Annotated in this window: 13 protein-coding genes and 1 pseudogene; 3 read left to right on the top strand and 11 right to left on the bottom strand. The window is 32.7% G+C overall.

The window, feature by feature from the left end; all coding sequences use genetic code 11:
* Nucleotides 1–12 precede the first annotated feature (12 nt).
* The 4 genes from KQI38_RS08720 to KQI38_RS08705 form a co-directional block, all read right to left on the bottom strand.
* Nucleotides 13–1,857, bottom strand: a complete 1,845-nt coding sequence (locus KQI38_RS08720) for a heavy metal translocating P-type ATPase (protein ID WP_216558244.1) — start codon at nt 1,855–1,857, stop codon at nt 13–15.
* Between the two features lie 14 nt (nt 1,858–1,871).
* Nucleotides 1,872–2,093: a cation transporter gene (locus KQI38_RS08715; protein ID WP_216558242.1), complete on the bottom strand. Its 222-nt coding sequence runs from the start codon at nt 2,091–2,093 to the stop codon at nt 1,872–1,874.
* 132 nt (nt 2,094–2,225) lie between these two features.
* Nucleotides 2,226–2,597 (bottom strand): ArsR/SmtB family transcription factor, encoded by a 372-nt coding sequence (locus tag KQI38_RS08710; protein WP_216558241.1) that lies wholly within the window; start codon nt 2,595–2,597, stop codon nt 2,226–2,228.
* Nucleotides 2,598–2,757: 160 nt separating this feature from the next.
* A complete protein-coding gene (locus KQI38_RS08705; RefSeq protein ID WP_216558238.1) occupies nt 2,758–3,351 on the bottom strand; it encodes a manganese efflux pump MntP in 594 nt (197 codons plus the stop codon).
* Nucleotides 3,352–3,819: 468 nt separating this feature from the next.
* On the opposite strand from KQI38_RS08705, the gene KQI38_RS08700 reads away from it, so the two are divergent.
* Nucleotides 3,820–4,110, top strand: coding sequence for a hypothetical protein (locus tag KQI38_RS08700; RefSeq protein ID WP_216558235.1), 291 nt, complete (start codon nt 3,820–3,822; stop codon nt 4,108–4,110).
* A gap of 167 nt (nt 4,111–4,277) precedes the next feature.
* On the opposite strand, the gene glmS is transcribed toward KQI38_RS08700, so the two are convergent.
* The 4 genes from glmS to KQI38_RS08680 all read right to left on the bottom strand — a co-directional run bounded on the left by glmS (nt 4,278) and on the right by KQI38_RS08680 (nt 9,623).
* Nucleotides 4,278–6,104 (bottom strand): glutamine--fructose-6-phosphate transaminase (isomerizing), encoded by a 1,827-nt coding sequence (glmS, locus tag KQI38_RS08695; protein WP_216558232.1) that lies wholly within the window; start codon nt 6,102–6,104, stop codon nt 4,278–4,280.
* A gap of 126 nt (nt 6,105–6,230) precedes the next feature.
* Nucleotides 6,231–7,079 carry a c-type cytochrome biogenesis protein CcsB gene (ccsB, locus tag KQI38_RS08690; RefSeq protein ID WP_094901476.1) on the bottom strand — a complete coding sequence of 283 codons (849 nt, stop codon included), beginning with the start codon at nt 7,077–7,079 and terminating at the stop codon, nt 6,231–6,233.
* A gap of 1 nt (nt 7,080) precedes the next feature.
* On the bottom strand, nt 7,081–8,379 hold the full coding sequence (locus tag KQI38_RS08685; protein ID WP_216558229.1) for a cytochrome c biogenesis ResB family protein: 1,299 nt from the start codon (nt 8,377–8,379) through the stop codon (nt 7,081–7,083).
* A 47-nt stretch (nt 8,380–8,426) separates the two neighbouring features.
* A complete protein-coding gene (locus tag KQI38_RS08680; RefSeq protein ID WP_094901470.1) occupies nt 8,427–9,623 on the bottom strand; it encodes an ammonia-forming cytochrome c nitrite reductase subunit c552 in 1,197 nt (398 codons plus the stop codon).
* Nucleotides 9,624–9,841: 218 nt separating this feature from the next.
* Between KQI38_RS08680 and KQI38_RS08675 the strand changes: the two genes are divergently transcribed.
* A complete protein-coding gene (locus tag KQI38_RS08675) occupies nt 9,842–10,162 on the top strand; it encodes a nitrous oxide-stimulated promoter family protein (RefSeq protein ID WP_216558226.1) in 321 nt (106 codons plus the stop codon).
* A 54-nt stretch (nt 10,163–10,216) separates the two neighbouring features.
* Here KQI38_RS08675 and KQI38_RS08670 read toward each other — a convergent pair whose 3' ends face one another.
* The gene (locus KQI38_RS08670) at nt 10,217–10,426 is read right to left on the bottom strand and encodes a hypothetical protein (protein WP_216558223.1); all 210 of its coding nucleotides are present in this window, start codon (nt 10,424–10,426) and stop codon (nt 10,217–10,219) included.
* A 283-nt stretch (nt 10,427–10,709) separates the two neighbouring features.
* Between KQI38_RS08670 and KQI38_RS22300 the strand changes: the two are divergent.
* Nucleotides 10,710–10,901 (top strand): annotated as a pseudogene (locus KQI38_RS22300) (Rdx family protein); the annotation flags it as partial.
* Nucleotides 10,902–10,951: 50 nt separating this feature from the next.
* On the opposite strand, the gene KQI38_RS08660 reads toward KQI38_RS22300, so the two are convergent.
* Together KQI38_RS08660 and KQI38_RS08655 are read right to left on the bottom strand one after the other, a co-directional pair.
* Nucleotides 10,952–11,680, bottom strand: coding sequence for a hypothetical protein (locus tag KQI38_RS08660; RefSeq protein ID WP_216558220.1), 729 nt, complete (start codon nt 11,678–11,680; stop codon nt 10,952–10,954).
* The gene (locus KQI38_RS08655) at nt 11,673–13,844 is read right to left on the bottom strand and encodes a hypothetical protein (protein WP_216558217.1); all 2,172 of its coding nucleotides are present in this window, start codon (nt 13,842–13,844) and stop codon (nt 11,673–11,675) included. Before KQI38_RS08655 ends, KQI38_RS08660 begins: the two co-directional genes overlap by 8 nt.

Below are 13,844 nucleotides of genomic sequence, written 5' to 3'. Positions count from 1 at the left end.
CTCAGCAATTATTTATAGATTTTTTACATTCAGCGCTCTAAATGCATTTAATATGGCGATAATAGTTACTCCTACATCTGCAAATATAGCTGCCCACATAGTAGTTATACCAAGGGCACTGAGAATAAGAACTACTATCTTTATTCCAATTGCAAATGCTATATTTTGATATGCAATTTTTAATGTCTTTTTAGAAATCTTCATTGCAGTAGAAATCTTTGAGGGTTCATCAGTCATAATTACAACATCAGCAGCCTCAATAGCCGCATCAGAGCCTAATCCTCCCATTGCTATTCCAATATCTGCACGAGCTAATACAGGTGCATCGTTTATTCCATCACCAACAAAAGCAAGCTTACCTTTGTTGGACTTCTGAGAAAATAACTCTTCTAATTTTTCAACTTTATCAGCTGGCAATAATTCTGCATAAACTTTATCAATACCTAACTCTTTAGCAACCTTCGAAGCAATATTTTTATTATCACCAGTCAGCATAACAGTCTTCTTAATATCAGCTTCCTTCAATACTTTGATTGCTTGGGCTGAATCCTTCTTTAATTCGTCTGCAATTACAATATATCCTGCATATTTGTCATTAATTGCAACATGAACTATTGTACCAATGACTTCTCCCTCAAAATAAGAAATTTTCATCTTTTTCATGAGTTTGATGTTTCCTGCTATAACCTTATTCCCATCGACTGTTGCAATAATTCCATGACCTGGTATTTCTTCCACATCTGTAATACGTCCATTATCTATTTCTTTCCCATAAGCATTTTTTAATGAGAGAGAAATCGGATGGTTGGAGTAACTTTCTGCATATACAGTCAATTCCAATAATTCTTCTTCTGACACTCCTTCAGAATGAATCTCCTGTACATTAAATACACCCTTCGTTAAGGTTCCAGTTTTATCAAAAACAACAATTTCAGTTTTTGCTAATGCTTCTAAATAATTACTACCTTTAACTAAAACTCCCTTTCTTGAAGCCCCTCCTATTCCTCCAAAGAAACTCAAAGGAATTGAAATAACTAAAGCACAAGGACAAGATACTACAAGGAATGATAATGCTCTGTATATCCAATCACTAAAGGTTGCTTCTGCTATAATAAGAGGTGGTACAATAGCTAGAATAGCAGCGATGATTACAACAACTGGTGTATAATATCTAGCAAACTTAGTAATAAATTGTTCTGAATTGGATTTCTTACTACTTGCATTTTCAACTAAATCAAGAATCTTACTTACAGTAGATTCTTCAAACTCCTTAGCAACCTCTACTGTAATAACTCCATTTATGTTGATGCACCCACTTAGGATCTCACTTCCTACCCCTACTTCACGAGGAACAGACTCTCCTGTTAAGGCTATAGTATCTAACATTGAACTTCCTTCAATGACCTTACCATCCAATGGAACTTTTTCTCCAGCCTTAATTACAATAATATCTCCAATTTTAACTTCATCAGGATCAACCTTGACAATATCGTCACCCTTTTTTAGATTTGCATAATCTGGTCGAATGTCCATAAGATTTGAAATTGACCTTCTAGACTTATCAACGGCATAGCTTTGAAACAGCTCACCCACTTGATAGAATAACATAACTGCAACGCCTTCTGGATACTCACCAATTAGAAATGCACCAATAGTAGCGATACTCATTAAAAAGTTTTCGTCAAAAACCTTACCTCTGAAAATATTCCTAATAGCTTTTTTGACTATATCTCCACCTACAATGATATAACTAATTATAAACAAAGCAATCTGCAACCATTCAACCTTTAAATCAATAGCCACTGCTGCAACAAAAACTACTGCACCAATGATTATCCGCCAAAGACGCTTTTTCATGACTACTCAGCTCCTTATGCCTTTTTCATAACAACATCTGGTTCTAAATCTTTGATGATTTTTTCTGCTTCTTGTACAATTGAAGATATCTTTTCATCTTCTCCATCAATAATAAGTTTTTTAGTCATGAAATTGACACTAGTTTCCTTAACACCATCAAGTTTACTAATTGCCGTTTCCATCTTTGAGGCACAATGTGCACAATCTAAACCTTCAAGTATAAATTTCTTTTTCATTATTACTTCCCCCTTAAATATTATTATTTTATTTACTCTATGACTTTGATATTTTGTTAAATCATTAAGTATTTATATGAATATATGAATACTTATTCATATTAAGTACAAAAAAATATTTCTTTATGCTGCTTATTTCTTCTCATTTATGTGAATCAAGCCTTGATCAAATATATGTTTTACGTGTTCATCATCTAAAGAATAATACACTACTTTTCCTTCTTTTCTATTTTTCACTAAGGTAGCTTGCCTTAAGACTCTTAGCTGATGAGAAATTGCCGATTGGGTCATATTCAACAAGACAGCAATATCACAAACACACATCTCAGCTTCATTTAAAGCCCATAGGATCTTAATTCGTGTTGAATCTCCAAATACCTTAAATAATTCTGCTAGATCATAAAGATTTTCTTCTTCTGACATTTTATCTTTAACTTGATTTACAACATCCTCATGAATTACATTGCAATCACATTTTTCAACTGAATTAAAATTTTTAGTCATATTATCACCTCTTTTTAAGATATTTCACTTGAACAATTGTGCAATCATTCATGTATTATATATTTATTATATTATCATACTTCTTAAATGTCAATAGTCATATGAGTATTTGTTCAAATATTCATATTCATTTTTTTATATATAAATATGTAATTCTAACTTAAAAATTAATTATTCCTATATGACTAAGCAAAATTTTAAAGCCCATAAATATTAAAATCAATCCACCTATAAGCTCTGCTTTTGATTTACATTTATTTCCGAATGCATTCCCTATCTTAACGCCAATCATTGATAATATAAAAGTAACGATTCCAATAAATGAAACTGCTGGAGTAATATTTACCTTAAGAAATGCGAAGGTAACTCCTATTGCTAAAGCATCAATACTTGTTGCAATTGCTAAAACAGACATGTTTTTGAAGCTAAGTGAATCATTCATACTCTTATTATGTATAGAGTCATCTTCATTCTCACATTCACAATTTCTTGATTCTCGAATCATGTTTAAACCAATAAATGCAAGCAATATAAATGCTATCCAATGGTCCATAGATGTAATTTTATCATGAAACCTTACTCCTAAAAAATATCCTATCAAAGGCATTCCCCCTTGGAAGGTTCCAAAATATAATCCTACTATTCCAGCTTTTTTAATACTAATCTTACCCATAGACAACCCTTTACAAATTGCCACTGCAAATGCATCCATTGATAACCCAACTGCAATAATAAGCAATTCAAATAAACTCATATTCTGTTCTCCTTTATCCTTTAATTTTTCTAATAAAAAAAGACCTATCTGCAGTTTTCTCTGCAGACAAGTCTCATTATTTAAAATAAAGCCAGATAAATTTTATCAGTGTGTTGACTTTATTACACAATTCTTATTGTGCTAACTACTCCCTTATCTCATTAATAAGTATATAGAACAATGTTCGTAGTGTCAACATTATATTCAAATTATAAAAAAGGATTCTATTGAAGCATTATAAGAAAGCCTTTTTTGCACCTCATTTAGATCAAGTTCTTGATGTGTAATATTAAAGTGGAACTTTACTATTGCCCTATTCATATAAAGTAAACATATAATGGCAAAGCAACACTGCTATTGACCTTATAGACTTAATGTCAATAGCACAATAGGGCTTACTAATGGAAACCTAGCCTCTTTAAATTCTACTGTAGTCCCAATCTAACTGTTGCAGTAGGCGTCAGCTCAATGGTACTTTATTGGCGACCTAATCCTACGGCAAATTGGATTGAATTACAGCAAATAAATCTTTCACTAAGAGGAACTCTTGATTATTTAACAAATCCTATTGAACATGATATAACAGAGGCAGTATTAGGAGTATCAAATCCTTGGGAAGTAATCAATACCCTACAGACATCCTTTGTTGGAGTTCATACAGGACTAGGATTAGGTAATGTAATACAATTAGATGCTGTAGAAATTAAAATCTGCATGACAGGCAAAAACCAAATTACACTTTTTGGCTATGAAGCCTGATTCCAGAAATACTGCTAAAAACATATTAAACCATTGTTATTTTAGAATAAAAATTAGACTAGAAATATATCCCTTAACAAAAATAGAGCATCAGAAACAGTTTAAGATTATAAATCTCCTGTTCCTAATGCTCATTTCAAATTCTACAATATTATTGTCACTTTACCTTACTCCACTGTAACTGACTTGGCTAAATTTCTAGGCTTATCTACATCGTTACCTTTTATAACCGATGTATAATAAGCAAGAAGTTGAGTAGGTACAACTGTTAACACTGGTGCTAATATATTATCTACTTCCGGAATATAAATTGTCTCGTCAGCATGGTTTAAGCTCTCATCTAATCCTTCTTTTACTATGGCAATAGTATATGCTCCTCTAGCCTTTACCTCTTGTATATTTGAAACCATTTTCTCATATAAATAGTCTTGACTAGCTACGGCAATTACAGGAGTTTCCTTTTCAATTAAGGCTATGGTTCCATGCTTTAACTCTCCTGCTGCAAAAGCCTCTGTATGAATATAGGAAATTTCCTTCAGCTTCAAGGCTCCCTCCATAGAAGTTTGATAATCAAGGCCTCTTCCTATATAAAATGCACTGTTTTTATCCTTAATAATTCCTGCTATTTTCTTAATTTCATCTGACTTTTGAAAAATTTCTTCTACCTTATCTGGCAATGCCTTCATTTTTTCAATGATTTCAAAATAATAATCTTCTGAAATGCTCTTCTTGATATTTGCCATATGAAGTGCAACCATGTATAAAGCCACTAACTGTGTAGTATATGCCTTTGTTGAAGCTACTGCAATCTCTGGTCCTGCCCATGTATAAAATACATCGTCTGATTCCCTAGCCACAGATGATCCCACTACATTGGTGATTGAAAGGATTCTTGCCCCTTTACTCTTGGCTTCTCTTATAGCTGCAAGGGTATCTGCCGTTTCTCCAGATTGACTGACTGCAATAAGCAATGTATTCTCATCAATAAATGGTTCTCTATATCTAAACTCTGATGCAACATCAGGTTCTACAGGAATTTTGGCAAATCTTTCTATAGCATATCTTCCTACTAATCCTGCATGATAAGCTGTACCACAGGCTACAATATAAATCTTGGAGATTTTATCTAGATCCTCTTTTGTTACATTAATATCATCTAAAACTATTCTGCCATTATCATCAAGTCTTCTTAATAAGGTTTCTCTAATAGCCTTTGGTTGCTCATAGATTTCTTTAAGCATGAAATGATCATATCCACCCTTTGAAGCGGCTTCAATATCCCAATCCACTGTAAACATTTCTCTTTCAACTTCATTTTTATCTTTATCATAGATTTTTACCTTGTCTTTAGTTAGATGAACAATCTCTCCATTCTCTAGGAAATATACATCTTTAGTATATTTAAGCAGTGCTGGAATATCTGATGCTATGAAACTTTCATCATTTCCCACTCCTACTACTAAAGGACTTTCTTTTCTAACTGCAACAAGTTCATCTGGGTTATCTGAGGAAATAACTCCTAGAGCATAAGCCCCTCTAAGTCTTTCTGTAGCTTTAAATACTGTACTAAGTAAATCTCCATCATAAAGACTGTCTAATAGATGTACAACTACTTCCGTATCTGTCTGTGATTTAAATTTATATCCTTTTTTTATTAGTTCTTCTTTAAGTACACTATAATTTTCTATTATTCCATTGTGCACCACTGCTATGGTCTCTTGTTCATTTAAATGAGGATGGGAGTTTACATCAGACGGTGCTCCATGAGTCGCCCATCTTGTATGACCTATTCCAACATTACCTACTAATGGTTTCTCTTTTAAATAATTTTCTAATACAGAAAGTCTTCCTTTTAGCTTTTTATACTCTATATGCTCATTTCCATTTACTGCAATACCTGATGAATCGTATCCTCTATATTCTAGTTTTTCCAATCCTTGTAATATGACTTCTTGAGCATTCTTATTTCCAACATATCCTACTATTCCACACATATTCTTAGCCTCCTAATTTAGTGTGCAAATATTATATCACTTTTTGTTTTATTTGTATAATTTTTTATTCTCACATCTGTACTTATTTATAATCTAATTTCTTTTTATTATATCAAAAACTCCACATTAGATACATAATGTGGAGTCTCCTACTAATGCATAGGAATGGATGCTTGGTATCAGTGTATTTACACCAATATAAGTAAATAATACACATATAAATCCTATTACGCTAAAAATAGCAGCTTTTTTTCCTTTCCAACCCTTAGATATTCTCATATGCAAATAAATAGCATATATTATCCATGTAATCAAAGACCACGTTTCCTTTGGATCCCAAGCCCAATATCTTCCCCAAGCACTTTCTGCCCATATGGCACCAGTGATTATAACTAAAGTCAATAAAAGAAATCCTAGGGATATGGCTCTATAACTAAGAGCATCTAATTTATCCAAAGAAGGAACATGTTTGGAAATAAAATCATCCTTTGAAAACTTATTTCTCAATAAATACATACAAGACACCCCTGCTGCAACTCCAAAGGAACCATAGCTTAATATTGCAAGGGATACATGAATAGCTAGCCACTTACTTTGTAAAGCTGGCATAAGGGGTCTTACATCTTTGTTTTGCATTGCAGCATAACCAATAATTAAAAATATTATTGGCACTACAAAGGTTCCCATTGCTCTAAAGCTATATTTATTTTCAAATATTATAAAACATAGAGCTATTCCCCAAGCAAAGCTAGTGGCAAATTCATATTGATTTGTCAATGGAACTCTACCTGCTCCAATACCTCTAGATATCAAAGCTAAAGTATGCAGACCAAATCCAATTTTAATAATAAAACTTCCAATATTTCCTGCTTTTTCGGTTTTACTTACGAAAAAAATAAAATACATAATCATAGAGGCTAAATATAGGCCTATCGCTCCATAAAACAATGTGCTCTCAATCCTTAAAAAATCCATATTAATTCCTCCTTATAGTATCTATCACTTTATTTAATTCTTCTAGATACTCACCGTTATGTTTGTAACTTTTTCCGTATATCATTACTTGACCACTGTTATCTACATATATCCTAAGTTTTTTTGGATTTACATAAAAGGCTAAGAATATTCCTATTAATAAGAAAGCTCCACCAACAAAGGCTCCAGCCACACCAGGATCATATACTATTTGAAGTAATGTAAACATCTGAGGATTATCTACAATAAAACTATACTCTTGAAAACCAACTTCTTCATTCATATGAAGTAAATTCATATCCACCCTATGACCATTGTAAAACAATGCATAAAGCATAACAGGATGATTTGGTAGGGGAGACTTATTTCTTAATGTAGTGGTAGTGGTTTCATCTAAATCAGGATAAAAGTTTACAAACTGTAAAGCAATCATCTGATCATCTTCTATAAAAAAATCTCCTTGATATATAGTTTTATGTCTATACTCTTCTCCATTCTTATAAAGAGTAGCATCTACGGCCCATCCAGTAGAATTCTGATAAACGTTTAAGTCATTAGTTCTAAAGGGATGATTCACCAATACTTGTCCCACATCTATTACATGTCCATTCTTTAAAACCTCAATATCCGAAACATACTGCTCTACAGTAAAATCATCTCTAAAAGATACATTAAAATCCTTTATATTTATAAAATGCTGCGTACCTGGTACTTCTACTGTAGTTCCTGGAACTCCGTGAACATAAGCCTCAAATCCATAAAGCTTACCATAGGTAAAGAACACTATAATTACCAAAATCCCAAAATGTGTCAACCAAGATCCTAAATACCCTATACTGTTCTTATCTCCATAATAGAGCTTCCCATTTTCAAAATCCTTTTCTTTAATAGACTTATACTTCATTTCATTAAAAATCTTGCCTATTTCATCTTTCTCTAAGGAAATCTTCTGGATATCTTTTAACTTATTTAATTCCAAGTCAAAATCTATTTTGTTTGTAACTAAATTAAATACCTGCTTAAACCTTTTGATACTGCATAAAATTAAATTTAAGGCTAAAACAGATATTAAAGCGATAAACCACCAAGAATCATAGACTTTATATAAGCTAAAGGCCTTTATAATCTCATATACAATCTGGCTATAATTAGTTTCATAGTACTTCAAGGGATTTTCTTGAGGTATTACAGTTCCAATTATAGAAAGAAGACCTATTATCATAAGAAGGATTATACCTAATTTCATAGAATGAAGATTTCTCCACAATTTAACTAAAAATCTATCCTTATTTTCCTTCATGTCTACCTCCTATGATTTTAAAACAGGGCCTTTTCAGCCCTGTTTATTTATCTATCATATTTTTCTAATATCTTAATCCCTTCTTGTATCAAGGACCTAGCACCATCTAAGTCTTCATGGGCTCTAACTGAATTGTGGAATCCTTCTCCATTTTCAACGAATACAAAGTCCCACTTAAATTGTGCTCTTCTATGAATATCTCTTAGATGCGTTAAATCATCTTCACTTAAAACTCCATCTTCAATGGCTGCTGTCAACCTTTCAATAAAGTCTAGAAGCTCGGCACTTACTTTCTCTTGCTTATCGTATACTCCCCTTTGAACATCTTCTACTTTAGCTATAAGGTCATCTGTAGTCCCACCATGACATGATATACAAGATTTATTTAGACCTTTCTCTGATTTAAGCGGACTTGTCCATTGATGAGATCTCAATAAGTCATCACCTTTTTCTTCAATCTCAGGCATATGACAGTCTGCACAAGATAATCCCATATTGTAGTGAATACTTCCATTAAAAGTCTCAAACTCTGGATGTTGAGCCTTTAAAAGATCTGCACCAGTAGTAGGATGAACCCAATCAGTTACGTTGTTTTCTTCATAGTAAGCTAGCATACTATCAGTATCTGTACCCTTTTCCCAAGGTAAAATTACTTTCTTAGTTTCTGCATCCATGTAATACTCAACATGGCACTGAGCACAAGCTAAAGTTTTAGAATTAATTTCCTCATCAATATGATTCAATGCATCTGTTAAATGACTTCTCGTTAAATTAACTACACCAGGCTCATTCTTGTGACAATCGTAACAGCTAATAGTAGACATTTGTGGATTTTCCGCAACAAATTCCTCAAAATTCAACTTGTTAACTTCTACTCCATCTCTCTCTAAAACCTCAATGAAATCAGATGTCTTACAACTCAAACAACTAGCACCTGCTTTTGGTCTTGCAGTATTCATAACATCCTCTAAAGCGTATGAATGTCCTCTTGCTCTTAAGTACTCTTTGCTAAAACCATAACCATCATAAAATACTTTAAGGTCTGGATACTTTTCTAAGTAATCAATAGGTACTGAGCCACCAAAAGTAGTCTCTTCCATTTCTTCATTTCTCATATAGGACGCATATATTTCTGGATACTTATCTTGCCACTCTTCCGCCCTAATGATACCCTCTTTCTTCTGGCATCCAGTAGAAAATAATAAGACTAATAAGCCAATTAGCAATAACCTTTTCTTCTTCATAACAGTCTCCTTTCTCTTAGCTTGGTTTTCTTCTCTACACCTTCACTAAAATGTTGCAAAAGATTGTTAATGTTTAATTTTAATTATATAATTTTATCCATTTTATGTCAATAAAGTTCTCCATTTTTGCCTTTTTATCTCATTTCACTTTGATATTTTTTTGTTTTTATATATAATTGAATTATACATCAAATTATAAATATAATAGGAGAAACCATATGGAAAAAATAGGAAATAAAAAGGAATTTGAAAAAAATATTGTTAGGAAAATGATATATATTTACTGTAAGAAAAAGCATAACTCTGAAAATGAATTATGCTCAGAATGTGAAGATTTAATTCTTTATTCCTATTCTAGAGTTGACAATTGTCCACATACGCAATCAAAAACCTTCTGTAGTTTCTGTGATACAAGCTGCTATAGAGAAGACTATAAGGAGAAAATAAAAGCAGTGATGAGATTCTCTGGTCCTAGGATGCTCTATCACAATCCCATTATTACAATAAAACACCTAATATATAGCAAATTATTTCATTAGTACTATTATGCAGTATAGTTATTATATGATAGCAAGACTTAGTTTTATCAGTTCCTACAGGACTTTCATATTCCCATGATTATGAATATCAATAAAACTAGATGCTAAAAAATTTCCTTTTCCATCAATGACCAAATCTATATTTTCTATTTTTATATTGCCTTCCATACCTATATCAACTATTTTATCTTCATCTACAACCATACTATAACCAAAAAATATTTCATAGAGATTCATTAAATTTATATTTCTTATTAAAATCACCTTTTTTAAGCTTATTAAAATTCTCTAGCTAAAGCTCTAATCTGAATATATCTTATAAAGAATCATGTCGCAATTTTCTGTAAATAATTATTTTGAAATTATTGAAAATTTATATCTATCCATGATTTTCAAGAAACTTTTCGAAATTCTTAAATTCTTTTTTCACTAATTATTTATATTCTTTATACTTAATTGGGTAAGTATAGATTATTATAATAGTAGAGGTGATTTTATGAAAAATTTAATAAGTATTGAATACTGTACTTCTTGAGGTTATCTAGGAAGAGCAGTTGCTCTAACACAGAATATATTAAATGAACATAAAAATTCCTTAGAGACGGTAAATATAATTCCATCTTCCGGAGGTGTCTTTGAAGTAAAACTTGATGATAAGCTTATTTTTTCTAAAAAAGAATCAAATCGTTTTCCAAATGATAATGAAGTTGAAGCATTAATTAGAGAAAATTTAGCTTAATTTTATAGAGCTACTGGAAATCCAGTAGCTCTATCTCATATGCTGTTAGGTCAATAGTCACTTTTTGTAAAATGAATCAACCCTAAAATTGTCAATACTATACCAGTCATTGAATAAACTATCTTCCCAATCCATACTACTACGGGTACAACAAATGCAACCTCACCATCTGCTCCAAGGGGTAGTGTTAGAGGAAAATCCTGAAAAAAATTGCTGCCAAACAGATCAATGATACGAGGCATTGGTAAATAACTGAACAATAACATAAGAGGCATCAATGCATATAGAAGTGTAGGATGCAATCGTCCGGCAATAATACCTAATCCAAGGATGAACAACATTGAAGGTAATAGTGTAATCAATATAGGTAATATAAAGACACCAAAGTTAGTGAAATGAAAATTATTGGCATAAAACCACAAACTAAATCCAATTGGTATGGCAGCAATCAGCAGAAATCCTATGATCATTGCACTGCAACGAAGTAATAGTAATACACTTAGATTAATAGGGGTTGCATTTCTTAAGGTGCTCATTCCCTGTTCTTGGTTTGAATAAAGAAATGAAACGAAGAAAAGCAAAGCAATCAGTAAAATAGGTAAAACTTTCGCAAGAAACATGCCATAACTCCATTCCGAAAAGGGTGCTGTGTTAGAAACACCTAGGATAACTACAGTTTCTAATAAATGCTTACTATGTAAAGCAGCTATTACTAGTAGACCTAGAAAAAATTTATTTACAAGCAAGCGACGAAGTTCATATTTGAATAACTTAGTCAAGGATTAACTCCTCCTTTCTTAGTCCACAGGCTTCTAAAAAATCATTGTAAGTGATATAGGGAGGCATTTCTGTACCACCATTTTGATACAATTCTGCCAAAATTTCATCCATTCTCTCCTCTCCCCCCACCAACTCAGCGGCTTTATAGATTGTAAGTGGCATGACACTATACATATTTGTGCCTGTATTACTGGAATATAGTCTAGCAGCATATTTTTCCGGAAGGATATCCAGATATTCAGGATGTCTATTATAAAAGTTATTTTTTTGATCCTTTACTTCTTGTTTCCAAACTTCTACATAATTTTTTTGTGCATATTCAGCACCAAATTTTTCTTTTGCAATTCTGTAAGTAGTGTAAACAGTAACCCCCTCATCAGTCCAGTCTAGATTTTCCATATCCATAGACTGTGCACTCAATCCCCACCATTGATGAGCAATCTCATGGGATAACACTTCACCACTGGATGCACCATGTTGCTTGTTATTCAAATTCTCATCACTGAAATAGATTTCGCCCATGAAACTACAATTTTTGATTGCACCTCCCCCAAATAAGAAAGCCGAACTTTGTATAATTTTGAATGGATATCCAGGTGTGGCAAAAAGTAATGGACCATAATGGTCAGTGCAATAGGCAATTGTATGCTCCATTATATTTTGTGCATCCATCTTTTCCATAACTTTTTGATGCTTACTACTATAATAAAACTCAACTGGCATATTACCACCATCTATTTCCAACTTCACATAATCACCTGCAAAAATACTTAATCGACTACCAGTATCATGAGCAAGCCAAGTCTTGGTTCCATCATCATTTTCCGATAATAGCTTTACTGTATCGCCAGTTGCTATCAAATTCAGATTCTCGGGAATTGTAAACCGTCCTGTAATCTGACCTCCTTCTTCTGATGATGGAATTTCTAATATAGGGGCTAAGTCCTTTCCACCCAGATCAATATAATTGTCACCAATATGTGACCCTCCAAATGTAGACACCACCACCGACCATATCTGATGCATTCCCCCATAATCTATAGATAGCTCTATATCCTTTTCAGGAGGTAATTCAAAGATAACATATTTAAAGTTATTGGTGTCATTATTCAAATCAGAAAAGGTCACCTCTTCCCCATTGGCCGTGATTTGCTTAATGGTATATCCTGGATTAATCCCCAAGCGACATTTTGGGGAAACAGTATTTTCATTTTGAATATGGTAAATCGCAGTTCCAGATAGTGTCCCTCTCTTTGTGTTGAAGTTAATATCGATGCTTGTATCCTTTAGAGCTAACTTTGTAAACTCTTCATTTATATTTAAAGAAGTATCTATATTCTGCCAATCTAGTGGACTGTGGTCTACATAAGGCTGATTTACATACATATAATATCCACCTATAATCAAAGTTACAGATAGCAAAGGAATATAAATTCTACGTCCATTACGAATCAAAGAGCCAAGTAGTCCTTTGCCATATCTTCGAACACATAACATGGATAGAAGCCATATGCCAATCAGGATTGAGAACCAAAACAGACGGTTGTAGGATGCCATACGAAATACTTGGGCATTACTGAAATCATCTGATAAAATAGGAACTAACGGATTTACCCAACGAAGAATGTAATCATCGGCAAACCATCGACTAGTGCTAAGTAGGAAAAATACAATGAATAATACAAAGCTAAGGTCAGTTCGATGGATAATCTGATAAAATGTTGCCATAGCTAGAATAGAAATCCAAAGTGAAGGCAACATTAAAATAAAATAACTGTTCAAATATATCTTCAAATTAAAAATATCACCCATTTTCAATACAGTATAAGGTAAATACACAATTGTAGCCACTAAGACAGCAACTGTTGCTGATACAATTACCCCAAATAATCGTGCAATATTTAATATATGGGGAGAGACTATTGTATCAGTCAATTCTGCAGTAAGATTTTTATGTACTTTATTCAATTCAAATAGGGTCAACAAAGCAAACAATATCGCGCCACCTAAAGCCCCTATTAATACCGGATTAGCAATAAATCGTGAAGCAGTAGTCAATGGCGGAACAGGTCCAGACAGATTATATCCACCAAGGGGTACAAGAACAGAAAGAGCTATAATGAACCATGTAATTTTCGAACGGAAGATACGATTTACTTCCAC

The sequence above is a fragment of the Tissierella carlieri genome (assembly GCF_018917285.1).
Lineage (GTDB): Bacteria > Bacillota > Clostridia > Tissierellales > Tissierellaceae > Tissierella > Tissierella carlieri.
This window is presented reverse-complemented; position numbering and strand designations above follow the sequence as displayed.

Bases quoted from the DNA above. Each gene is read 5' to 3' on its own strand.
- KQI38_RS08720 (WP_216558244.1), bottom strand. From the start codon at position 1,857: ATGAAAAAGCGTCTTTGGCGGATAATCATTGGTGCAGTAGTTTTTGTT.
- KQI38_RS08715 (WP_216558242.1), bottom strand. From the start codon at position 2,093: ATGAAAAAGAAATTTATACTTGAAGGTTTAGATTGTGCACATTGTGCC.
- KQI38_RS08710 (WP_216558241.1), bottom strand. From the start codon at position 2,597: ATGACTAAAAATTTTAATTCAGTTGAAAAATGTGATTGCAATGTAATT.
- KQI38_RS08705 (WP_216558238.1), bottom strand. From the start codon at position 3,351: ATGAGTTTATTTGAATTGCTTATTATTGCAGTTGGGTTATCAATGGAT.
- KQI38_RS08700 (WP_216558235.1), top strand. From the start codon at position 3,820: ATGGTACTTTATTGGCGACCTAATCCTACGGCAAATTGGATTGAATTA.
- glmS (WP_216558232.1), bottom strand. From the start codon at position 6,104: ATGTGTGGAATAGTAGGATATGTTGGAAATAAGAATGCTCAAGAAGTC.
- ccsB (WP_094901476.1), bottom strand. From the start codon at position 7,079: ATGGATTTTTTAAGGATTGAGAGCACATTGTTTTATGGAGCGATAGGC.
- KQI38_RS08685 (WP_216558229.1), bottom strand. From the start codon at position 8,379: ATGAAGGAAAATAAGGATAGATTTTTAGTTAAATTGTGGAGAAATCTT.
- KQI38_RS08680 (WP_094901470.1), bottom strand. From the start codon at position 9,623: ATGAAGAAGAAAAGGTTATTGCTAATTGGCTTATTAGTCTTATTATTT.
- KQI38_RS08675 (WP_216558226.1), top strand. From the start codon at position 9,842: ATGGAAAAAATAGGAAATAAAAAGGAATTTGAAAAAAATATTGTTAGG.